This is a genomic window from Pseudomonadota bacterium (assembly GCA_030860485.1).
Classification (GTDB): Bacteria; Pseudomonadota; Gammaproteobacteria; order JACCXJ01; family JACCXJ01; genus JACCXJ01.
This window is the reverse complement of sequence record JALZID010000389.1, coordinates 1-21615: the sequence shown is the minus strand read 5'-3', so window position 1 is coordinate 21615 and position 21615 is coordinate 1. Positions and strand designations below refer to the sequence as shown.

Here is a 21615-nt window from a genome sequence, read left to right as displayed (position 1 = left end):
GGTAGGCGGCAGCCTGAGGCTTGTGCCCGTGGATGAGGTGCTTTACTTCCAAGCGGATCAGAAGTACGTCACGGTAGTTTGGACGGGGGGAGAGCTCGTCATCGAGGAGCCGCTCAAAACCCTGGAGGCCGAATTTGGCGAGCGGTTCCTCCGCATCCACCGCAACGCTTTGGTATCGCTCTCCCGAGTCGAAGCGCTGGCGCGCGATGGTGTGGGTGGCCTAGCGGTTAAATTGCGCGGGACAGAAAAGCGGTTGCCGGTCAGCCGCCGGCTTACCGGCCAGGTGCGCAGATGTCTTAAATCGATGACAAGGGCTGAGGAAGGCCTGCCGGCAGATGCGTATGGTCCGGACTAGGCCGAGTGGGTGTAGATCTCGAACTGATCCCACCATTATCACGTAACTGATCGATGCCCAGTTCGAGAAGTACCGCCACCTCCTGCGGGGGAGGACGGCGATGGCGTCTCCAAAGTCATCCGGGCGCTCGTGCAACTGCACGGGACCCATCCACGCGGAGGGCGCAGCGCACCCTGCCGCAGCGATCACGTGCGCGGGCCGGTCGGCGGGATCGATAGAGACCGATGTTAGTTAGCGGCCTGGTCGGCGAGTCAACATCATGACTCCGGCGCGGCACACCCGCGTTGCCGCCGTTGGTTACGGGGATGCGCCGCGGGCTTTGTGCGCTCACCCAGGGCCGTGCCACCTCGCCTCGCGCATCAGGCGTTTCATCTCCCGCACGGCCTCGGTAAGGCCCACAAAGACCGCCCGCGCCACGATGGCATGGCCGATATTCAGCTCGGTCACCTGCGGGATCGCCGCGATGGGCTTGACGTTGTGGTAGTTGAGGCCATGACCGGCATGGACGTTCATTCCACTTTCGGCAGCCTGGCGCGCGGCGTCCATGACGCGATCGAATTCCGACTCCCGAGCCTGTCGCTCGCTACGGTCCGCGTAACGTCCCGTATGCAGCTCGACGACCGGGGCACCGGCCGCGCGGGCGGCCTCGACCTGCCGCGGTTCGGGATCTATGAAGAGCGAGACACGGACCCCGGCCGCGGCGACCCGCCGGCAAACCTCGCGGACGCGTTCCAACTGCCCTGCCACGTCGAGACCGCCCTCGGTGGTCAGCTCCTCACGGCGCTCCGGAACCAGACAGCAGTCGGCCGGCCGTAGGCGCTCGGCGATGCTGACCATCTCGTCGGTCACCGCCATCTCGAGGTTGAGGCGGGTTTCGATCACCTTAGCAAGCAATTCCACGTCCCGCTCTTGGATGTGCCGTCGATCCTCACGAAGATGGACGGTGATGGCATCCGCGCCGGCCTGCTCGGCCAGAAGCGCTGCCTGCACCGGGTCTGGGTACGGGGTACCCCGTGCTTGCCGCAAGGTAGCGACGTGGTCGATATTCACACCGAGATCAATACAGGGGACTGGGTTCATTACGTTACCATCCAGGCGATTTGCAGCGCCTGTCCACAATCCGTTAACAGCCCATGTGGGGCCTTATGTTCGCCCCCACCTTGCATCCGAGCAGCGAGGGGGATCGGAAGTGGGACGGGACCGCCTCGGCATTCGATCGGAACACCCCTATGGCGATGCACCGCCCGACGCGGCCCTGAAAAGCTCGCGGCTGGCAAGCGGCCGGTCACCCAGATAGGCGCCGAGTACGAACCGCATGAGCGCCTTGGTCTCACGCAGGTGCTCGCGTCCGGTCAACACCTCGCACGCCAGCGCCATTAACGCAGCACCGCTGACTTTGGCCGTCGCGACATCGGCCGGCGCCACCCGCCAGGGCCCCTTGTCGATCTGATAATAGTAATCGCGACCGTCCTGGATGGCGGCCCCGCCATCGTTGTCCCGATCGAGCACCAAGCCGTAGCCGATCTCCGCGAGCAGCCGCTTCTCGAAGATCCTGAGGACCGGCTCGTCGGCGGTCGATCCCGCCAGCGCGGTCAGCACCTCGGCGTAGGCCTCATAGAGACGTGGGTGGGGGTCGCCGCGCGTCAAAAGCCGCGTGAGCAATTCGTTGACATAGAAGCCGCTCCGGATCCGGCCACCGGACAGAGGCAGCGTGAATCCGGCCTGCTCGGCGTGCGTCAGGGTACCGAGCTCGCCCCGTCCGGACCAGGCGAGCAGAAGGCTTTGAAAGGGTTGCAAGACCCCACGCCAGGGGGAACGCGGCCGGTGAGCACCCTTGGCGACGACGCCGACACGGCCTTGCTGGGAGGAAAACACCTCCACGACGAGGCTGGTCTCGCGATAAGCGCGCTGGTGGATCACGAAGGCCGGATGCAATTCGACGCGCATGCCGTTCAATCGCTCCGGCCCGAGGCCTGGCCCTCGTCAATCGCTGAGACCCAGTCGCTGCAAGGCGCGCGCATCATCGGACCAGTGCTCCTTGACCTTCACCCAGGTGCGGAGAAACACCTTGCGGCCGAACATGCGCTCCATGTCCAGCCGGGCCTCCTCGCCCACGCGTTTGAGCACCGCACCACCCTGACCGATGACGATGGGTTTTTGCCCCCTGCGCTCGACCCAGATCGTGGCATCGATCCGGTCAAGACCCTCCACGCATTCGAACTCGTCGATCACGACGGACAGGCGATGCGGTACTTCGGCACCGAGTATCCGTAAGAGCTTCTCTCGGATCAACTCGGCCGCGAAAAAACGCTCGCTGCGGTCGGTCAACTGGTCGTCCGGGTAGACATGCGCGCCCTCCGGCAACAGGTGCAATACCGCCTCGTCGAGGGCTGCGATGTTGTCGCCCTTGGCACTCGAAACCGGTATCACTTCCGCGAACTCCATCAATCCACCAACCTGATCGAGGAACGGCAAGAGCAGGCGCTTGTCGCCGACCCTGTCGACCTTGTTGATGGCGAGGATCACCGGCCGGCACCGGTCCCGGATCCGTGCGAGGACATACTGGTCGGCATCGGTCCAGCGCAGTGCCTCGATCATGAAGACCAGCACGTGTACCTCGTCGATGGCGCGACAGGCCACACGATTCAGCGCACGATTGAGGGCCCGCCCTTCCGCCCCGCACAGACCGGGTGTATCGATGTAGACCGCCTGATCGTTTCCGTTGGTCTTGATCCCGAGGATCGCGTAGCGGGTGGTTTGGGGCTTGCGTGAGGTAATGCTGAGCTTTTGTCCCAGCACGCGGTTCAAGAGCGTAGATTTTCCGACATTGGGCCGGCCCACGATGGCGACCAAGCCACAACGCCCGACTCCTGTAGTGGTTGCATCGTCCGGGTGATCCATCGCTATCCCTCGGAGCCCTTGCCGGCGGTGCCCGGAGCGGTCAGAAGTGCGAGCGCGGATTGCGCTGCGGCTTGTTCCGCGCGCCTGCGACCGCTCCCATTACCGGCTACGGGTGCACGCAGCGCCTCCGTAGAGCATCGGACCGTAAACACCTGACGAGGCGGCTGACCCGCGACTTCGGTTACCTCGTAACTCGGGAGAGGCAGGCGCCGGGATTGCAGAAGCTCCTGAAGCTCGGTCTTGGGATCCTTGCGCAGACCATCGCGGGTTAGGCCCGCCATCGTCCCCTCGAACCAGGGGAGCACCTCGGTGCGACACGCGTCGATCCCGCCGTCCAGGTAAATGGCGCCGATGACGGCCTCGAGAGCATTTGCGAGGTTGGAGTCCCGCTCTGCTCCGCCGTTCCTTTTTTCGCCCTCACCGAGAATGAGCTGTGGTCCCAGCATGAGGCCTCGGGCCAGCCGGGCCAGGGTCTCACGCTTGACCAGCGAGGCGCGCAGGCGACTCAGTTGTCCCTCGTTGGCTTCGGGGAAACGGTCATACAGGCTTTCGCCGATAAGCAAGGCGAGCACCGCATCTCCCAAGAACTCCAGGCGCTCGTTATCGACCTCGCCGGCACTGCTGTGGGTCAGCGCGGCGCGCAGCAACGCCGCGTCGCGGAACCGGTGGCCGAGACGCGCAGGGAGATCGTCGGCCCGCTCACTCCGTGGCGGCACCGGCGATGGTGATGCTCTCGTCGATCTTGAGGACGACATCGAGGTTGCCGAACAAGGGCCCGGGCGCCTCATAGGCAATGCGCACAACGCGCTGCTTGCCGCTCGGGTCGCGTTTCACGCTCAAGGCGTTCTTGAGCGTGGCGGCGGTGAAGCGATCGACGTCGGAGACCTCGAAGTTGCGCATCACCAAGGTGCGGATCTCGTGGGCGGTCTTCTGGGCGATGTCCGGCTGGCTGGCGACGGCCTCCAGCGCCGCGCGGACCTTGAAGCTCTCGTTATAAAGAGGGAAGAGCCTCATGACAACGAGCGCCGCGAAACCGACGAGGACGCAGACGACGAGGAAGCCGATCAACGTAAACCCGCGCTGGTAAGAAGCGATCCGAGATAGCATGGTTTTTCTCAATTTGCAGAGCTGGAATCAATCGATATAGCGACCGATGCGCGTCCATCTGATACCCGTATTCTCGCTGTCCCAGTTCATCCAGATCAAGAACGCCTTCCCGATCAGGTGATCATCGGGGACGGTGCCCCACGAACGGCTGTCTCGGCTGTTGTCCCGGTTATCCCCCATCACGAAGTAGTGGCCCTCCGGGACCACGACCTCACTGTCGAGAGAGGGCCGCTCCGGCTCGATCAGGATCGGATGGACGACCGTACCCAGGGTCTCGTACCGGAGATCGGCCTCTGCGCCGGACCCGCCATCATCGTACACCCCGCGCGGCGCCTGCTCGACCGGCTCACCGTTGATCCGGAGGGTCCTGTCTGCATAGCCGATGCGATCACCGGGCAGCCCGACCACGCGTTTGATGAAGGGCGTCGAGGGATCCTCGGGGTAGCGGAACACTACCACATCCCCGCGCTTCGGGGATCCCAGCTCGAAGACCTTGGCGTTCAAGACCGGCAGGCGGATCCCATAGGTGAACTTGTTGACCAGGATGAAATCCCCGATGAGCAGGGTCGGGATCATCGACCCCGATGGGATCCTGAAGGGCTCGACGAGGAACGAGCGCAACAGTAATACGATCAGGAATATCGGAAAGAACGACCGGGCGTATTCGACGATGACGGGGCGTTTCGGCTCCCCTTCGGGCAGGTCGGTGGCTTTCCCGACCACGCCGCCACGGCGTCCGGGCGCCAGAAATACCACATCGAACAGGCAAATGACACCGCTGGTCGCGACCAGGAGAACCAGGATCACAGCGAAATCGATGTTCATTTCTGCTTTCCCACCGTGAGCACGGCCATAAATGCCTCTTGCGGGATCTCGACGGTGCCGAACTGTTTCATGCGTTTTTTCCCCACCTTCTGCTTCTCGAGCAATTTGCGCTTGCGCGTCACGTCGCCGCCATAACACTTGGCCGTGACGTTCTTGCGCACGGGTTTCACGGTCTCACGCGCCACCACCTGCGACCCGATCACCGCCTGGATCGCGACCTCGAACTGCTGCCGAGGGATCAGGTCCTTCATCTTCCCCGCGAGCTCACGCCCACGCCTTTGGGCCTCGGCATGGTGCACGATCGAGGACAGGGCATCGACCCGATCCCCGTTGATCAAGACATCGAGCTTGACCACGCGCGCGGCCTGGAAGCGCCGGAAGGTATAGTCGAGTGATCCGTAGCCGCGCGTGACCGATTTCAAGCGGTCGAAGAAATCGAGCACCATCTCGCTCATCGGCAGCTCGTAGCTCAAAGCCACCTGGTGGCCCAGGTACTGGAGGCGCTTTTGCACCCCACGGCGTTCGACACACAGGGTGATGACGTTGCCCACGTATTCCTGCGGCACCAGGATATCGACTTCTATGATCGGCTCGCGCGTCTCGGCGATGGTGTTCTGCGCCGGGAGGCGCGCCGGGTTGTCGATCCGGAGCACCTCGCCGCCCGTGGTCAGCACCTCGTAGACAACGGTCGGGGCCGTGGTGATGAGGTTGAGATCGTACTCGCGCTCCAGCCGCTCCTGGACGATCTCCATGTGCAGGAGGCCCAGGAAACCGCAGCGAAAACCGAACCCCAGGGCCTCCGAGGTCTCGGGCTCGAAACGCAGCGATGCATCGTTGAGACGCAGCTTCGAGAGCGCCTCCCGGAAGGCCTCGTAGTCGCTGGAATCGACCGGATAAAGGCCGGCGAACACATTGGGTTTGACGGCCGTGAACCCGGGCAGGGGCGTTTGCGCCGGGCGCAAGGCATCGGTCAGGGTGTCGCCCACGGGGGCGCCGTCGATGTCTTTGATGCCGGCGACCACATAACCCACCTCCCCGGCTTCGAGGACCCGGCGCGGTACGCGCTTGGGCGTGAATATACCAACCTGGTCGGTCTGGAAATCCCTGCCCGTGGACATCACGCGGATCTTGGCGCCTTGTCTCAAGCTACCGTCGAAGACGCGCACCAGAGAGACCACGCCGAGGTAGTTATCGAACCACGAATCGATGATGAGCGCCTTGAGCGATCCCGTGGGATGGCCCGTCGGTGGCGGCACGCGCCGCACGATCTCGCAGAGCAGCTCGCGCACCCCCTGGCCGGTCTTGGCGCTGACGCGGGCCGCGTTCTCGGCATCGATGCCGATGATGTCCTCGATCTCGCGTGCCACTCGGGCAGGATCGGCGGCCGGGAGGTCGATCTTGTTGATGACCGGGATGATCTCGAGATGCTGCTCGGCGGCAGTATGACAGTTCGCCACCGTTTGCGCTTCCACACCCTGTCCGGCATCGACGACCAAGAGCGCCCCATCGCAGGCCGCGAGCGAACGCGAGACCTCGTAGCTAAAGTCCACATGCCCCGGCGTGTCGATGAAATTGATCTTATAGATCACGCCGTCGTCGGCCTCGAAGCCCAGGGTCACACTCTGCGCCTTGATGGTGATCCCGCGCTCCCGTTCTATATCCATGGAATCCAGAACTTGATTCGCCATCTCCCGCTCGGTCAACCCCCCGCACAGTTGGATAAAGCGATCGGCGAGCGTGGATTTACCGTGATCGATGTGGGCAATGATTGAGAAATTACGGATCCGCTCCATGCTTAATCGCTGCGGAGATGGGAAACGCGGCTACGCAAACGCGCCGCTTCGAGATGAATATTCGCGGGCATGGGAACGGGCAAGGTTGATGGTCCGTGATCCTGGGCATGGCAAGGGCAGCCGATCGGGGCGCCGATCGGGACATGATTGTAACTGCTGGCCCGGTTCCGACCAAAGGATGCTTCCTGGGCACGGCGCCGGCCCGATTCGAGCCCCCCGCCCCAAGGCCCTTGATTCGGCCCTTTACTTCGCCGGGACCTTGATGGCCAGAAAGATGGGCTGGCCGGCCCGTTGCACCAGGATCGGCACGGATTTGCCGGCCGGGAGGGCCTCGACCAGTTCCTTGAAGTGCTTGGCGTCCTTGACCCGCTCGTCATCGATCATGGTCACGATGTCGCCCTTGCGGATCCCGGCGCGGCGCGCGGGGCCCATCTGGACGCGCTCGACCACGACCCCATGGCCGGCCAGTTCCAGTTCCTCCCGCTGCTTATCGGTGAGGTCCTTGACGGCGATCTTGAGCCGGTTGTCGGTGGCGGTGTCGGCCTTGTCCGACGAGGCGTGTTTGAGCTCCTCCTCGGGCGGGAGCTCACCGATCTCGAGGTCCAGCTTCAAAGACTTGCCGTCGCGCACGATCTCGACCGGTATCTTTTTCCCGACCTCGGTACCGCCGACGAGCGGCGGCAGATCGGACGACAGGTCGATCTCGACCCCGTTGAAATCCACGACCACATCGCCCGGCTTGATCCCGGCGGCGGCGGCGGGGCTGTCCGGCAGCACCTTCGCCACCAGCGCGCCATGGGGCTTGTCCATGCCGAAGGACTCCGCCAACTCCCGCGTGACCTCTTGTATCAACACGCCCAACCAGCCTCGCGAGACCTTCCCTTTGTCCCGGATCTGGTGGTAGACGTTCATCACCACCTCGACCGGTATGGCGAACGACAGACCCATGAACCCGCCGGTGCGGCTGTAGATCTGGGAATTGACCCCGACCACCTCTCCATTAAGATTGAAGAGCGGCCCGCCCGAGTTGCCGGGATTGATGGCCACGTCGGTCTGGATGAACGGCACGTAGTTCTCGTTGGGCAGGGCCCTGCCCTTGGCGCTCACGATCCCGGCCGTCACCGAGTGATCGAAGCCGAACGGAGACCCGATCGCCAGGACCCATTCACCGACCTGGAGATTGGTGGCGCGCCCGAGGCGCACCACCGGCAGGTCCTCGGCCTGAATCTTGAGGACCGCGAGGTCGCTGCGCTCGTCACCGCCGATAACCTTGGCGACGAATTCGCGCCGATCGCTCAAGCGCACGACGATCTCGTCGGCATCCTTGACCACGTGAAAGTTGGAAATGACATAGCCGTCGTTGGAGATGATGAACCCCGAGCCGAGCGAGGATCGCGGCGTGAGGTCGGGCCCCTCCATGCCTTCGCCGAAGAACTTCTTGAAGAAGTCGTGCAGCGGGCTATCCTCTGGGACATCGGGGATCTGCAGCTGGGGTGCCGGCTCCTTCGCATCGTTCTTGACGCTGGTCCCGATGTTGACGACCGCGGGGCTGTTGTCCTCCGCCAATTGCACGAAGTCGGGGAGCTCCCGCACCTCCGCCGTCGAGGGCGACTGCCAGCCCACGACCAGTAGCACGGCGACCAGGGCCGTGCGTATGCACTGTAGCAACACCATGACTACCCTCTCACTCCACGCAAATTCGTGCTCGAGGCCCATAGGGCCGGGATATCGGGACACGCTAGGGATCTCGCCGGACACCGCCGGGCACGGGTCAGGGTCGAGCCGGCACGAAGGCAACCGAAGCCGCGATCTGGCGCACGGTGGTCGCGGGCACCTCCCCGAGCACCGTGACCTGATAACCGTCGGCCCAGGTGCTGTACGAATTCAGGGCTCCCATGGACGAATGGCCTTCGATGCGCTCTGTCGCCTCGGTGGCCTTCTCGGTGAACACCGATACGGACGCGAGCCCGTCGGAGTATACCGCATGCTTGACAGGTTGGGTGCCGTCCGCCATGGCGCGGGCCTGATCCTCCTGCATCATGAAGCCGGGCGGGATCCACCGGATCTGCCATTGACCCTTGGGCCACTCTGCGCTGGATAGGGCCGCAGCGGTGCGTTTGACCCCCGTGTACCAACTGTAACCCTGCCCGCTGATCCCGGCCTCGAGCCAGGCCTCGGGGATACTCGAACGGACCTTGAGGTCCGTGAACAGGACCTGCTCCACAACCTCCCCGCCGCCGTCGATCACCTCCGACTTGAGCAGCAGATCGGACTCCGAGTCCACCCACAGGCGATAACCGTAGCGATCCGGGGTCTTGGGCGCGATGCCGAGCACCGAGGCCGGACGGCCGGCGATGCGATCCCCGCCGAGGACGGAAAAGTCATAATACGCAGCGAGCGTTTCCACCGGCCGCGACAGCGTGGCGCCGAGGATCTGGCGCCGCGGGCGCCTGTCGACCACGACCGCGCGGTCGCGAGGAAAGATGCAGGTCACCTCGTCGTTGCGGCGGATCACTTCCTCGGCGGGACCCATGAGGGAGATCAGACGCTCCCGTTCGCCCCCCGCTTCGCCCCGGTGGACGATGCGCATCATGGACACGCGGCTGCCACGCATCGACACGAAGGTCCCGTGGTAGCTCAAGCTATGCGTGGCCTCGGACATCTTGGTGAGGAGCCTCTGCGCCTCTCTGCCGGATTCCACCCCGGCGGCGGGCCAGACGACCCCGGTCAGGAGCGCGAGCCACAAGCACTGCACCGACCGGTGCGGGCTAGGGATTCGAGTCATGAACGACCGTCGTGAAGTACGGCGATGCCTCGGACGGTGACACCTCGGGGCCGCTCAGGCTCCCGTCATACTGGTTATGCATCAAGAGATAGGTGGTCAGGCGCTCGGGGGTATCGTGGCGCTCGCCACCCCAAAGGACCGCTGCATGGGGGAAGCTCTCCGTCGGCTGGTGCCGTCCCGGGTCGGCGGTTGGCGATGCGCGCTGCGATGCTAAGCGGGGCTCGCGAGCTTTCGGGGACCAGTCACCCAGCTTGTAAAAACTGAACCCGGCGACGGAGGCCGCCATGGCCAACCCCAACGCCGGCCCGATCCGCACCCGCGGCCGCCGCCCGACCAGGATCGCCGGCTCGTCGTCCAGCGCGAGGGCGATCCGGTCGGGGAGACGCCGCGGCAGGGGCTCGGGCAGCCCGTTGCGCAACGTGGTCCCAATCAAGTGATAGCGGGCCCATTTTTCCCGCAGGCCATCGTCGTTCACACACGCCTCCACGAGCGTCCTGTGATCTCGATCGGGAAGCTCTCCGTCCATGAAGGACGACAACTGTTCGAGGGTGTTGTCCTGGCGCATACCGGTCCGTTACTCCAAATAGGGTTTCAAGCGATGATCGATGGCCTCGCGGGCCCGGAAGATCCGCGATCGGACGGTACCGATCGGGCAAGTCATGACCAGGGCGATCTCCTCGTAGCTGAGTCCTTCGATCTCGCGCAGGGTGATCGCGGTCCGGAGGTCCTCCGGAAGCTGCTCGATGGCCGTTGCGATAGCCTCCTGGATCTCCTCCGTGATCAAATAGTTCTCCGGCGTCGCGTAATCCTTGAGGAGCGCCGCGGGTTCGATCGCTTCACCGTCCATCCCGGTGGCGTCGGTCTCGAGCGGGCGTCGTGATTGTGCCACCAGATGATTCTTGGCGGTGTTGACGGCGATCCGGTAGATCCAGGTGTAAAACGCGCTGTCGCCGCGGAAGTTCGGCAGAGACCGATAGGCCTTCAGGAACGCGTCTTGGGCCACGTCCATGGCGTCACTGGGGTCTCGCACATAGCGTGAAATCAACTTCAAAATCCTGTGCTGGTACTTCAGGACCAGCAGATCGAAAGCCTTCTTGTCGCCGCGCTGCACCCGTTCGACGAGCTGCGAATCTGCGCCGGTGTCGCCCATCCGGGCATTCTCCCTGTATTATTGTTGCGGCGCCACTGTGTAGACAGTCGTGTGCAGGCCGAGTTCGCGGGGGAGCGACGCTTGCGGACAATCCCATTATAGCCCGCGGCCGTGTCGTTCCGGCGGCGCCATGCGGCACGGCCTCACCCCTCGGCAGTCCCCGGCACGGGTTCTAGGATGGTCAGACAGTACCGGTACGATGTCCTGGTGATCGGCAGCGGTGCATCGGGGCTCGGCGTCGCGCTCCAGCTGGCGGAGCACGCCGAGGTCGCGGTGCTCTCGAAGGGACCCTTGCAGGAGGGCGCGACCCTGTATGCCCAGGGCGGGGTCTCGGCCGTGCTCGACCGCCGCGACTCGGTGGCCTCCCACGTGGCCGACACGCTGGCGGCCGGGGCCGGGCTGTGCGACGCCGAGATCGTGCAGTTCGTGGTCGAGCATGGACCCGAGAGCATCGAATGGCTGATCGCTCTCGGCGTGGCCTTTACCCGCAGCCCGGACGCCGATGGCCGGCCACCCGAATACCACCTGACCCGCGAGGGCGGCCACAGCCACCGGCGCGTGATCCACGCCGCCGATGCCACCGGCCGCGCCATTGAGACCACGCTGGAAGGACTGGCCCGAAGCCACCCGCGCATGCGGGTGTTGGAGCACCATGTGGCCATCGACCTCATCTCCGCCAGCAAGCTCGGCTTGGCCGCGGAGCGTTGCCTGGGCGCCTATGCCCTGGATCGCCGGTCTGGCGCGGTGGTCGCCTTTACCGCGCGCTATGTGGTGCTCGCGAGCGGCGGGGCGGGGAAGGTCTATCTCTACACCAGCAACCCCGACGTCGCCACCGGGGATGGGATCGCCATGGCCTGGCGCATCGGCTGTCCCATCGCCAACATGGAGTTCTTTCAGTTCCACCCCACTTGCCTCTACCACCCCAAGGCCAAGTCGTTTCTCATCACCGAGGCCATCCGCGGGGAGGGCGGCCGGCTGTTGCTGCCCGATGGCGGCCGTTTCATGGAGCGCTTCGATGCGCGCGCCGAGTTGGCCCCACGGGACATCGTGGCGCGCGCCATCGACCACGAGATGAAACGCCTGGGCCTAGAATGCGTGTATCTCGACATCAGCCACAGGCCGAGCGGCTTCATCCTGGGACACTTCCCCACGGTGGCGACGAAGTGTGGGCAGCTCGGGATCGACATCACCCGCGAACCCATACCCGTGGTGCCCGCCGCCCACTATATGTGCGGCGGCGTGGTCACGGATCGCCACGGGCGGACCGCGGTGCCAGGGCTCTACGCCGTCGGCGAGGTCGCCTGCACCGGACTGCACGGCGCCAACCGCATGGCCAGCAACTCGCTCCTGGAATGCCTGGTCATGGCGCGCTCCGCGTACCGGGACATCGCAGAGGGACTGCCCGAGGCCCCGCCGGCACCGTGCGTCCCCGATTGGGATGAGAGCCAGGTCACAGACTCGGATGAAGAGGTGATCGTGGCCCACAACTGGGACGAGTTGCGCCGCTTCATGTGGGACTACGTCGGGATCGTGCGCAGCACCAAGCGCCTGGAGCGCGCCAGCCGCCGCATCCAGCTCCTGTCCGAGGAGATCCGGGAATACTACGGCAACTTCCGGGTGACCAACGACCTCATCGAGCTGCGCAACCTGGTCCAGGTGGCGGAGCTGATCGTGGCCTCCGCCCTATGCCGCAAAGAAAGCCGGGGCCTGCACTACACCCTGGATCACCCCCATCTCGACCGCACCCGGCCCCCCGAGGCGACGGTGCTCCGGCGAGCGTTGCGCTGATCCCTGCCGAGTTACAAGAGTTTGACCAAAGGCCCCATCGCGCCGGCCGCAACCACCATCAGCGTACCCCAGCTTAATCGTCATGCGGTATTCGAGGTCTTTCAGGTCACGGGCAAGATCCGAACGGATCTGTTTGATCTTGCCTCAAGCTGTTTGATCTCGCCACGTAGTTTGATCCATGCCTATCCGGTTTACGCCACCTGTTCGTCTTGGCACAATCATTGGCGTCGTTTATTTCGAAGGTCGCACGATAGCCGCTTCGCGCGAAGTGCCCAAGGTGGCGGATAGGCATGGTTTGATCTAATTGCGCAGTGTGACCTCCAGCCCTTTTATATCTCGCTTGATGTCGGCAATGGCTCGTTTCGTGGCCAGGTTCTGTTCGATGAATTCCGCCTCGGCATCGGCCAGGGCCTCGGCCTGCTGCTCGGTGAACCCGGCCTCCTTGAGGCGGTTGGCGAACTTGAGGGTCTCGAACGCGATGGCGTTCATGGCATTGGAAATAATCCAGGATGAACACGCAAAGCATGGCGAATTCCATGCCTTGCTCCCATTGTGGATCGAGTAACCCTGGCTTGCGCGTTGTTTGCGAGACCCTGGGAATCGATCCGGGGTAGGGTGCGTTCCACACACGAACACCGGCGTTTGGACACCCGACGCGCCTACCGCGAACGCACCGTTTACACCGCGCTTGCTGGGTTCGATCCTGATCCGCTGCCGGTTCCACCGCTCGCTGCTGCGGTTTTCGCTGCCACGGCTCGTACCACGATGGGTGCGACGCCCGCAGCACGCGTAGCCTGGGACGAGCGGAGCGGATCCCAGCAAAGCCCCGCATTCACCCCATTCCACCCAGCGAACGGTGATCCCACGCGCGCTGCGGGCGCTGAAAGCGCCGGCGACCGCCATGTTCGATTCCATGTGGGCCGGGGCCGGCACCGATATTGCCCTCCCGCGCACGTTCACGCGTTTGCGTCAAGCACCCAACGCCCGCGGACACACGGCCACAAGGAAGCCGTTATGCTGAACCCCTACCCTTCCCCCCAGTCCGATCCCGAGTTCTTGACCCGGTTCCAAGAGGAGCTGGCACGGGCCGCCGCCATGCCCGATCTCGCCTCGGCCGGCCCGGCGCTCTGGCCGCGTTTCGCCGGGTATTACCAGGGACTCGTGCGCCTGCCGCGCAGGTTGCGGCGCGCCCTGCAACGCCGGTGGCGGCGCTCGCTCGGGGGGTTGGCGCTCCTCTGTGCCCTCGGCCAGGCGCCGGCCCTGGCGGCGACCATCAACGTGGGCGGGGGCTGCACCCTTGTCGACGCCATCACCGCCGCCAACAGCGACGCGCCCGCAGGCGGTTGTACGGCGGGGAGCGGGGCGGATATCCTGGTCCTGCCGGCGGGAAGCACCCACACGCTGACGGCGGTAGACATCAACAGCGATGCCGCTGGCCTGCTGGTCGCCTCCGCGATCGTCATCGACGGCAATGGGAGCACCATCACCCGTGACCCTGGCGCCCCGCAGTTTGGCATCCTGGAAGTGGTGGAAGTCGAGCTGGGAGGGAATCTGACGCTGGACGAAACCACGGTCAGCGGGGGCGTGAAACCCAGCCGAAATGGCGGCGGCGTGTCAAACTTCGGCGTCCTGACCCTGATCAACAGCACGGTGTCGGGCAATTCGGCGGCCGACGGCGGGGGCGGCGGCGTGTCAAACCTCGGCGTCCTGACCCTGACGAACAGCACGGTGTCGGGCAATTCGGCGCAGTACGGCGGCGGTGGCGTGAGAAACGGTGGCACCATGAGCGTGACGAACAGCACGGTGTCGGGCAATTCGGCAAGGTACGCCGGCGGCGGCGTGACAAACGACGGTGTCCTGACCCTAACGAACAGCACGGTGTCGGGCAACTCGGCTGGCTTCGGCGGCGGCGTGTATAACGGACCTTACAGCACCCTGACTCTGGTACAAACGGTAGTCTCGGGCAACACGGCATCCACGCAGAGTCCGGAAGTGGCTAATTACCCGGGAGGCGCCTACGCTGCCGGCACGGTCATCGCCAACAATCTCAACCTGTTCGGACACGACGGTCTCGCTGGGGTCGTAGGGTTCGTGCAAGGGCCGACCGACCTCGTGCCAAGGGCGCCCCTGGCCGCCGTCCTCAACCCCACGCTCGGCGACAACGGGGGCCTCACGCGAACTCATGCCCTGGTCGCCGGCAGCCCGGCCGCCGATACCGTCCCGGCGGCCTCCTGTGCGACAGCCAGCGACCAGCGGGGTGTCTTACGACCCCAGGACAGCGACGCGAACACGGTCGCCGACTGCGACATCGGTGCCTTCGAGCTTCAGCTATCGCCCGCCCCGCCCCCACCACCACCGCCACCGCCACCGCCACCTGACGCCGCGCCCGCCAATCAGAATCCGCAGGCCCGCTGCACGGAGTCACGTTGCAACATCCCCATCAAGTGCAATCTAGACCCGACCCCGGGGGCTCAGTGTACCGTCCGCATCGACTTCTTTGTGAGCCGAAGCGCGGCCCGGTCGAGCGAGCCGGCATCGACGAAGGCGCCAGGGCGGATCCGGTTCGCCTCCGGTGTAACCAACATCCCGGCGGGCGAGACCCGCAACGTGAGGCTCAGGCCCACCAAGCAGGGCAAGAAGATCGTCCGGACCAGCACGCGAAGGAGCCTCCGGGGCGTCATGGAGATCCGAAACTCGGCCGGGACGGTCAGCTCGACACGGATCCGCATCAGACTCAGATAAGAAGGCCCGGCCGCCGGTGCTGGTAGGGGCGCACGACCGTGCGCCCCTGTAGCAACGCGCATTCGTCACTGTTGGGGAGGATTCTGGAGATCGCTCTCGGCGCACGGCGAGGTGGTAGACCCCGAGGTCGATCTCTTCGCACGGGAAGGCACCTTCATCGAGCGGGTGCTGGTCGGCTTGCTCGGCCAGTCTCCGGGGCTCGAGGGTCGTTCTCGAACACATCACGACCGAGCGGCGCCATCCTTCGTGCCGGCCGGCCCCGAGCGGCTCGCCGTGAGCATCACCTCATGGTGAACCGCAACGGCTAGTGACATGGTACAGTGTTGCGCGATGCCGTTGGATCGCCTTTCTCGACGCGATGACGGACAACATTCTCAGCGAGAGAATTGGATGGGCAGCTAGGCGATGCTTATGAAGGTGTCTAACTACGTGTCCTTTCAGGAGAACTTCAATGGCCAAAGGCCAAAAACGCAGTAGTCGTGAAGCTAAGAAACCCAAGCAACCGAAAAAACCTGCCGTTCCAGCGTCGCCTTTCGGCGTGAGTTCGGCGAAAACGCCAGGTCCCGCGCCCAAGAAAAGGAAATAGCGTGTAGAAACTTGATCGCTTTCGGAAGTGAATCGGCCACCGCCATTCTCGTCCGCGAATTGGGTGTCGTGGACATTTCCTGGGTCATTCAGTGTCGGACGAGCCCCAATCCCGAGCCTCGCCGCACAGTGACCCGTTGTCCACGGCGATGCGAGCGAGCGACACCGGGGGGGCCGGTCAAGAAGCCCTTGCGCTCGACCGAGCGGATCCCGTTGGCGGTCAGGGTAATGATGCGCATGCGGCGCGGCGGTGTCTGGCTGCCGCGATAACGTCACAGCCCGACTGGCCGTGCCATCGGAGCGCACCTATAATTTCCGCTCATGCGAGATCTGCGCGATCAGCTGATCGATCTGACCCTGGCCTCGGGGGTCCTCTGTTTCGGCCGGTTCACCCTAAAATCAGGGCGCACCAGCCCGTATTTCTTCGACCTCTCGCGGTGTGCGACGGGACGGGATCTGGTGCGGCTCGCGGGGCTCTACGCACGCGCCCTCTGCGCGGCCGACATAGGATTCGACATGCTGTTCGGGCCGGCCTACAAGGGGATCCCACTGGCCGCCGCCTTGGCCATAGCGCTCGCGGCGGAACAGCGGGGCGACGTGCCGTTCTGCTTCAACCGCAAGGAAGCCAAGGACCACGGCGAGGGCGGCATTACCTTCGGGGCCCCCTTGCGAGGCCGGGTCGTGATCGTCGATGACGTGGTCTCGGCCGGAACGTCGATCAACGCCTCCGTCGAGATCATACGCGAGACGGGTGCGGAGCCGGTGGCTTGTATCGTCGCCTTGGACCGCAGGGAGCGCGGCGCAGGCGATCGCTCGGCGGCGGAGGAGGTGCGCCAGCGCCATGGCATCACGGTCGTCAGCATCGCGACGCTCGACGATGTCATTGCCCATCTCGCCTCCGATCCGGCGCGCGCCGCCGATCTCGACGCCATGCGCGCCTACCGGGCGGTGTACGGGGGCTCCTAACCGCCGACGCGCACCGTGTCGCTTGCTCTATCATTGGTTTGTGGGCCACCGATGCCTTGCCGCCTCTGCGGGCGGCCGAGCGGTCCCGGTGGCGATTCGGTGAAGCCGCGATGGCGTTCCTGGTATTGATCCGTTCCCTCGGCACCCGCCAATCGATACCCCGTTCCCATTTAGAACCCCTGCCCATGACGACACGCGTTTTGGCCATCGACACCGCTACCGAGGCCTGCTCGGCGGCGATCCTCGTCGCGGGCGAGGTGCACGAGCGTTTCTTGATCGCGCCGCGGCGGCACAGCGCCCTCATCTTGCCCATGGTAGAGGAGGTCTTGGCCGAGGCCGGCGTGAGCCTGCGACAGCTCGACGGTCTCTGCTTCGGCCGCGGCCCCGGGTCGTTCACCGGGGTGCGCATCGCGACCGGGGTAATCCAGGGCCTGGCCCTCGCTTCGGATCTGCCCGTGGCGCCGGTCTCGACGCTCGCGGCCCTGGCCCAGGGCACTTTCCGGCCGGAGGAACCGGACTGCATCGTCGCCGCCCTCGATGCACGCATGGGTGAGGTCTACCTGGGGATCTACACAATGGGGGGGATGTACACATTGGGCAGCATCGAAGCGCTGAGCGGAATGGACGCGCCGGGCGCAACGGATATGTGCGCGGCGACGACAATGCAACCGCTCCGGCCCGAGGCCGTGATCGATCCGGCGGCGATCTCGGCGTCCCTGACCGGCGCGTGGACGGGCGTGGGTAGCGGCTTCAAGACCCACGGTGGGGCCCTGTGCAAGTCCTTGGCGGGAAGTCCCGCCGAGATCAATCCCGAGACGTATCCGCACGCCCGCGACGTCGCCCTGCTCGGGCTCGAGACCCTGCAGCAGGGACGAGGGGTGCGAGCCGAGGAGGCGCTGCCGGTATACCTCAGGGATCGCGTGCCTTAGGGATCACATGCCTTGGGATCACATGGGGCTAGTCGGTGGCGTTACGACACCGGATTACCTATCCTAGACGCTCGACTCCCATCTCTCGATCCCATGCTCAAGGTCAACCACCCCGCCCGCGGACCCCGCCGCCGCGGGGTGTATCTGTTGCCGAACCTGTTCACCACGGCGGCCTTGTTCGCGGGTTTCTACGCCATCGTCTCGGCCATGGACGGCGGTTTCCTGGGGGCCGCGGTCTCGATCTATGTCGCGATGATCCTGGACGGCGTGGATGGCCGGGTCGCGCGCCTCACCAACACCGAGACCGACTTCGGCGCCGAGTACGACAGCCTCTCGGACATGATCTCCTTCGGGCTGGCGCCGGCCCTGGTGATGTTCCAGTGGTCGCTGGTCTCGTGGGGGAAGCTCGGGTGGCTCGCGGCCTTCGTCTACACCGCCGCCGCCGCGCTCCGCCTGGCGCGCTTCAACACCCAGGTCGGGATAGCGGACAAGCGCTATTTCCAGGGCCTGCCGAGCCCCTCCGCGGCGGCGCTCCTGGCCGGTGCCGTGTGGCTCGGGGAGCACAGCGGTCTCGGCGACGGACGCTCCCTGGCGCCCCTCACCATCCTCCTGACGGTCCTGGCGGCGTTGCTCATGGTCAGCAACATCCGCTATTACAGCCTGAAGACGCTCGACTTCCGGGGCCGTCTACCGTTCGTGGCGGGGCTCCTGGTGGTCTTGGTGTTCGTGTTCGTCTCGCTCTCCCCCCCGCTCCTGCTATTCCTCGGATTCCTGGTGTACGCCGCATCGGGACCGATCATGACGCTCGTTCAACTGCGCCGTCACCGCGCTGCGCGCCGGGCCGGGCTCGAAGGGGAACCGCCCGCGGGCAGGTGAGGCATGGGATCGGGGACAGGCGCTTGGGACGATCGGGTGCCGTGCGCGGCAAATCGATCAGCACTGGTGCCGAGGAGAGGACTTGAACCTCCACGGGGTTGCCCCCACAAGGACCTGAACCTTGCGCGTCTGCCAATTCCGCCACCTCGGCCGAGGCGGGCGCAATCTACCGAAGCCCCCGGCGTGAGTCAACGGCAAGCCGTATGAGCGGCCCTTCCCGCCGGACCAGGCCTTCCCGTCGAACCAGAAAAGACCCCTACGCGGCACGCGAGGCGGAGCGCTACGCCCGCCCGGTGCCGAGTCGCGAGTTCATCCTCGAATACCTCGGGGGCTGTGACGGACCGCGCACGCTCGAAGAGATCGCCCGGGCCCTCGGGGTACATGGCGACGACCAACTCACGGCGCTGGGCCGCCGCCTCAACGCCATGGAACGCGACGCCCAGCTGATCCGCAACCGTCGCGATGCTTACGGCGCTCCCGCCAAGATGGATCTCCTGACCGGCCGGGTGATCGGCCACCCCGACGGTTTCGGTTTCCTGGTACGCGACGAAGGCGGCGACGATGTGTTCCTGTCGGCGCGCCAGATGAGGAGCCTGTTGCACGGCGATCGCGCCGTGGTGCGCATCACTGGGCTCGATCGGCGGGGGCGCACGGAAGGCGCCCTGGTCGAGGTGGTCGAGCGCGCCAACCAGGAGGTCGTGGGGCGATTCTTCGAAGAGGCCGGGATCGGGCGGGTGGTCCCCGACAACAAGCGCCTCCACCAGGATGTGCTGATCCCGAGCGCCGATTCCGGGGGAGCCGAAGACGGCCAGATCGTCGTGGCGAAGATCGTCCAGCAGCCGGACTGGCGGCGCCCACCGCTCGGCCGCGTGGTCGAGGTCCTGGGCGATCACTTGGCGCCGGGCATGGAGATCGATGTCGCCATCCGCGCCTATGGTCTGCCCTCTGCCTGGCCGGAAGAGATTGAGCACGAGGTCGAAGCGCTGCCGAAATCGGTGAGCCGTCGCGACCTAGTCGGCCGCTTGGATCTCCGCGGGCTGCCGCTCGTCACGATAGACGGCGAAGACGCGCGCGACTTCGACGACGCCGTCTACTGTGAACGCAACGGCAGCGGCTGGCGGCTCTATGTCGCGATCGCCGATGTCGGCCACTACGTCAAGCCCGGCACTGCCCTCGACCGCGAGGCCCGGAACCGCGGCAACTCGGTGTACTTCCCCGACCGGGTGATCCCCATGCTGCCGGAGGCGCTGTCGAACGGCCTGTGCTCCCTGAACCCCGAGGTCGAGCGCCTGTGCCTGTGCTGCATCCTCGACCTCGGGCCGCGCGGTCGGATCGGGTCGCATCGTTTCCATGAGGCGGTGATGCGCTCCGCGGCGCGCCTGACCTATACCGAGGTCCACGGCATCGTTACCCTGCGCGATGCCGCGTTGCGCGAGCGCTTCCAGGACCTCGCCCCGCACCTCGATGCGCTCCACACCTTGTACCGGCACCTGAAGAAACGCCGCGAGGCGCGCGGCGCGATCGACTTCGATACCCACGAGAGCCGCATCGTCTTCGGCCCCGATCGGAAGGTCGATCGCATCGTGCCGCTCCACCGCAACGACGCCCATCGGCTCATCGAGGAGTGCATGATCGCGGCGAACGTGGCGGCCGCGGAGCTCCTGGCGGCCCATGAGGTCCCGAGCCTGTACCGCGTGCACGACCGCCCGGACCGGGAAAAGCTCGCCGATGTACGCACCTTTCTCGGGGAATTGGGTTTGACGCTCGGCGGCGGCGAGGAACCGCACCCGCGCGACTACGCCGTGCTCCTCGCCGCGGTCCAGGACCGACCGGACGCCGGGCTCATCGAGACCGTGCTCTTACGCAGCCTGCGCCTCGCCGTCTACAGTCCCGAGAACATCGGCCACTTCGGACTGGCCCACCCCGCCTACACGCACTTCACCTCGCCCATCCGGCGTTATCCCGATCTGCTCGTCCACCGCGCGCTTTGCCACCTGCTCTCCAAGCGCCGCCGGCCATTCCCCTATCCGCGCGAAGAGATGCCGGTCCTGGCCGACCATTGCTCCAGCACCGAGCGGCGCGCGGACGAGGCCACGCGCGACGCCATCACCTGGCTCAAGTGCGAATACATGCTCGACAAAGTGGGCGAGATCTTCGACGGTGTGATCACCAGCGTCACCTCGTTCGGCTTGTTCGTTGAGATCAAGGGCATCCACGTCGAGGGGCTGGTCCACGTCACCTCTCTAAAGAACGACTACTATCACCACGATCCCGTGCGCCACCGCTTGAGGGCCGAGCGCAGCGGGCGCGTGTACCGCCTGGCCGGCCCGGTCCGGGTGCGGGTCGTACGCGTCGACCTGGACCGGCGGCGTATCGACTTCGACGTAGTGGAGGAGGCCTCCCGCGCATGAAGAGCGAGCTGGTACTGGGTCTACACCCGGTCCGGCAGCGTTTGTCGGATGCCCCCGTCGATGCCCTGGAGCTGTGGATCCTGGCCGGGCGCGAGGACCTACGCCTCTGCGAGGTCCTGAAGCTCGCCGCTCGCGCCGGGCTCGCCACCCACTCCGTCTCGCGCCACGCCCTGGATCGCCTCGCTTCGGGCCTCCGCCATCAGGGAGTCGTGCTGCGTTGCCGGGCGAGCGAGCGCCTGGACGAGGGTGTCCTCCCCGAGGTACTGGGCGCCGCCGATGGCCCGCCCCTCCTCTTGGTCCTCGACGGCGTCGAGGACCCGCGCAACCTCGGGGCCTGCCTGCGCACCGCGGAGGCGGCCGGGGTCACCGCGGTCATCGTGCCACGGCACCGCGGGATCGGGA

Annotated in this window: 21 protein-coding genes and 1 tRNA gene; 9 read left to right on the top strand and 13 right to left on the bottom strand. The window is 65.5% G+C overall.

The features are described 5' to 3' along the window. Window positions 1-355, top strand: a 355-nt coding sequence (locus tag M3461_23905) for a LytTR family transcriptional regulator (GenBank protein MDQ3777180.1), incomplete at its 5' end; no start/stop codon positions are given. Between the two features lie 327 nt (window positions 356-682). On the opposite strand, the gene pdxJ is transcribed toward M3461_23905, so the two are convergent. From pdxJ to rpoE, 11 genes are all read right to left on the bottom strand, one after another. Then, window positions 683-1435 carry a pyridoxine 5'-phosphate synthase gene (gene pdxJ / locus M3461_23900; protein ID MDQ3777179.1) on the bottom strand — a complete coding sequence of 251 codons (753 nt, stop codon included), beginning with the start codon at window positions 1433-1435 and terminating at the stop codon, window positions 683-685. Between the two features lie 147 nt (window positions 1436-1582). Beyond that, window positions 1583-2302, bottom strand: coding sequence for a DNA repair protein RecO (recO, locus tag M3461_23895; GenBank protein MDQ3777178.1), 720 nt, complete (start codon window positions 2300-2302; stop codon window positions 1583-1585). Between the two features lie 36 nt (window positions 2303-2338). Further along, window positions 2339-3256, bottom strand: coding sequence for a GTPase Era (gene era / locus M3461_23890; protein MDQ3777177.1), 918 nt, complete (start codon window positions 3254-3256; stop codon window positions 2339-2341). A 2-nt stretch (window positions 3257-3258) separates the two neighbouring features. Further along, window positions 3259-3972, bottom strand: coding sequence for a ribonuclease III (gene rnc, locus M3461_23885; protein MDQ3777176.1), 714 nt, complete (start codon window positions 3970-3972; stop codon window positions 3259-3261). Then, window positions 3956-4324, bottom strand: a complete 369-nt coding sequence (locus tag M3461_23880) for a DUF4845 domain-containing protein (GenBank protein MDQ3777175.1) — start codon at window positions 4322-4324, stop codon at window positions 3956-3958. The genes rnc and M3461_23880 overlap by 17 nt, the downstream gene beginning before the upstream one ends. Before the next feature lie 66 nt (window positions 4325-4390). Continuing rightward, complete coding sequence (lepB, locus tag M3461_23875; protein MDQ3777174.1) at window positions 4391-5188, bottom strand: signal peptidase I; 798 nt, start codon at window positions 5186-5188, stop codon at window positions 4391-4393. Beyond that, window positions 5185-6981, bottom strand: a complete 1797-nt coding sequence (gene lepA, locus M3461_23870) for a translation elongation factor 4 (GenBank protein MDQ3777173.1) — start codon at window positions 6979-6981, stop codon at window positions 5185-5187. Before lepA ends, lepB begins: the two co-directional genes overlap by 4 nt. A gap of 243 nt (window positions 6982-7224) precedes the next feature. Next, a complete protein-coding gene (locus M3461_23865) occupies window positions 7225-8655 on the bottom strand; it encodes a DegQ family serine endoprotease (protein MDQ3777172.1) in 1431 nt (476 codons plus the stop codon). A gap of 97 nt (window positions 8656-8752) precedes the next feature. After that, window positions 8753-9766 carry a MucB/RseB C-terminal domain-containing protein gene (locus M3461_23860; GenBank protein ID MDQ3777171.1) on the bottom strand — a complete coding sequence of 338 codons (1014 nt, stop codon included), beginning with the start codon at window positions 9764-9766 and terminating at the stop codon, window positions 8753-8755. Further along, window positions 9750-10331: a sigma-E factor negative regulatory protein gene (locus tag M3461_23855; protein ID MDQ3777170.1), complete on the bottom strand. Its 582-nt coding sequence runs from the start codon at window positions 10329-10331 to the stop codon at window positions 9750-9752. Before M3461_23855 ends, M3461_23860 begins: the two co-directional genes overlap by 17 nt. A 9-nt stretch (window positions 10332-10340) precedes the next feature. Then, window positions 10341-10916, bottom strand: coding sequence for an RNA polymerase sigma factor RpoE (rpoE, locus tag M3461_23850; protein ID MDQ3777169.1), 576 nt, complete (start codon window positions 10914-10916; stop codon window positions 10341-10343). Window positions 10917-11093: 177 nt separating this feature from the next. Between rpoE and nadB the strand changes: the two genes are divergently transcribed. Continuing rightward, window positions 11094-12704 carry an L-aspartate oxidase gene (gene nadB / locus M3461_23845; protein ID MDQ3777168.1) on the top strand — a complete coding sequence of 537 codons (1611 nt, stop codon included), beginning with the start codon at window positions 11094-11096 and terminating at the stop codon, window positions 12702-12704. Between the two features lie 300 nt (window positions 12705-13004). On the opposite strand, the gene M3461_23840 is transcribed toward nadB, so the two are convergent. Further along, window positions 13005-13607 carry a hypothetical protein gene (locus M3461_23840; GenBank protein MDQ3777167.1) on the bottom strand — a complete coding sequence of 201 codons (603 nt, stop codon included), beginning with the start codon at window positions 13605-13607 and terminating at the stop codon, window positions 13005-13007. 111 nt (window positions 13608-13718) lie between these two features. Here M3461_23840 and M3461_23835 point away from each other — a divergent pair, with 111 nt between their 5' ends. The 5 genes from M3461_23835 (at window position 13719) to pssA (ending at window position 18802) form a co-directional block, all read left to right on the top strand. Further along, window positions 13719-15446, top strand: a complete 1728-nt coding sequence (locus M3461_23835) for a hypothetical protein (protein ID MDQ3777166.1) — start codon at window positions 13719-13721, stop codon at window positions 15444-15446. A 111-nt stretch (window positions 15447-15557) separates the two neighbouring features. Beyond that, the gene (locus M3461_23830; protein ID MDQ3777165.1) at window positions 15558-15740 is read left to right on the top strand and encodes a hypothetical protein; all 183 of its coding nucleotides are present in this window, start codon (window positions 15558-15560) and stop codon (window positions 15738-15740) included. 612 nt (window positions 15741-16352) lie between these two features. Continuing rightward, window positions 16353-16997: an orotate phosphoribosyltransferase gene (pyrE, locus tag M3461_23825; GenBank protein ID MDQ3777164.1), complete on the top strand. Its 645-nt coding sequence runs from the start codon at window positions 16353-16355 to the stop codon at window positions 16995-16997. A 185-nt stretch (window positions 16998-17182) separates the two neighbouring features. Then, the gene (tsaB, locus tag M3461_23820) at window positions 17183-17926 is read left to right on the top strand and encodes a tRNA (adenosine(37)-N6)-threonylcarbamoyltransferase complex dimerization subunit type 1 TsaB (protein MDQ3777163.1); all 744 of its coding nucleotides are present in this window, start codon (window positions 17183-17185) and stop codon (window positions 17924-17926) included. A 93-nt stretch (window positions 17927-18019) separates the two neighbouring features. Next, window positions 18020-18802 (top strand): CDP-diacylglycerol--serine O-phosphatidyltransferase, encoded by a 783-nt coding sequence (gene pssA / locus M3461_23815; GenBank protein MDQ3777162.1) that lies wholly within the window; start codon window positions 18020-18022, stop codon window positions 18800-18802. 64 nt (window positions 18803-18866) lie between these two features. Here pssA and M3461_23810 read toward each other — a convergent pair. Then, a tRNA-Leu gene (locus M3461_23810) sits at window positions 18867-18953 on the bottom strand. Window positions 18954-19005: 52 nt separating this feature from the next. On the opposite strand from M3461_23810, the gene rnr reads away from it, so the two are divergent. Then, window positions 19006-21213 (top strand): ribonuclease R, encoded by a 2208-nt coding sequence (gene rnr / locus M3461_23805; protein MDQ3777161.1) that lies wholly within the window; start codon window positions 19006-19008, stop codon window positions 21211-21213. Then, a partial coding sequence (locus M3461_23800) for a 23S rRNA (guanosine(2251)-2'-O)-methyltransferase RlmB (protein ID MDQ3777160.1) occupies window positions 21210-21615 on the top strand: 406 nt, incomplete at its 3' end. The genes rnr and M3461_23800, both read left to right, overlap by 4 nt.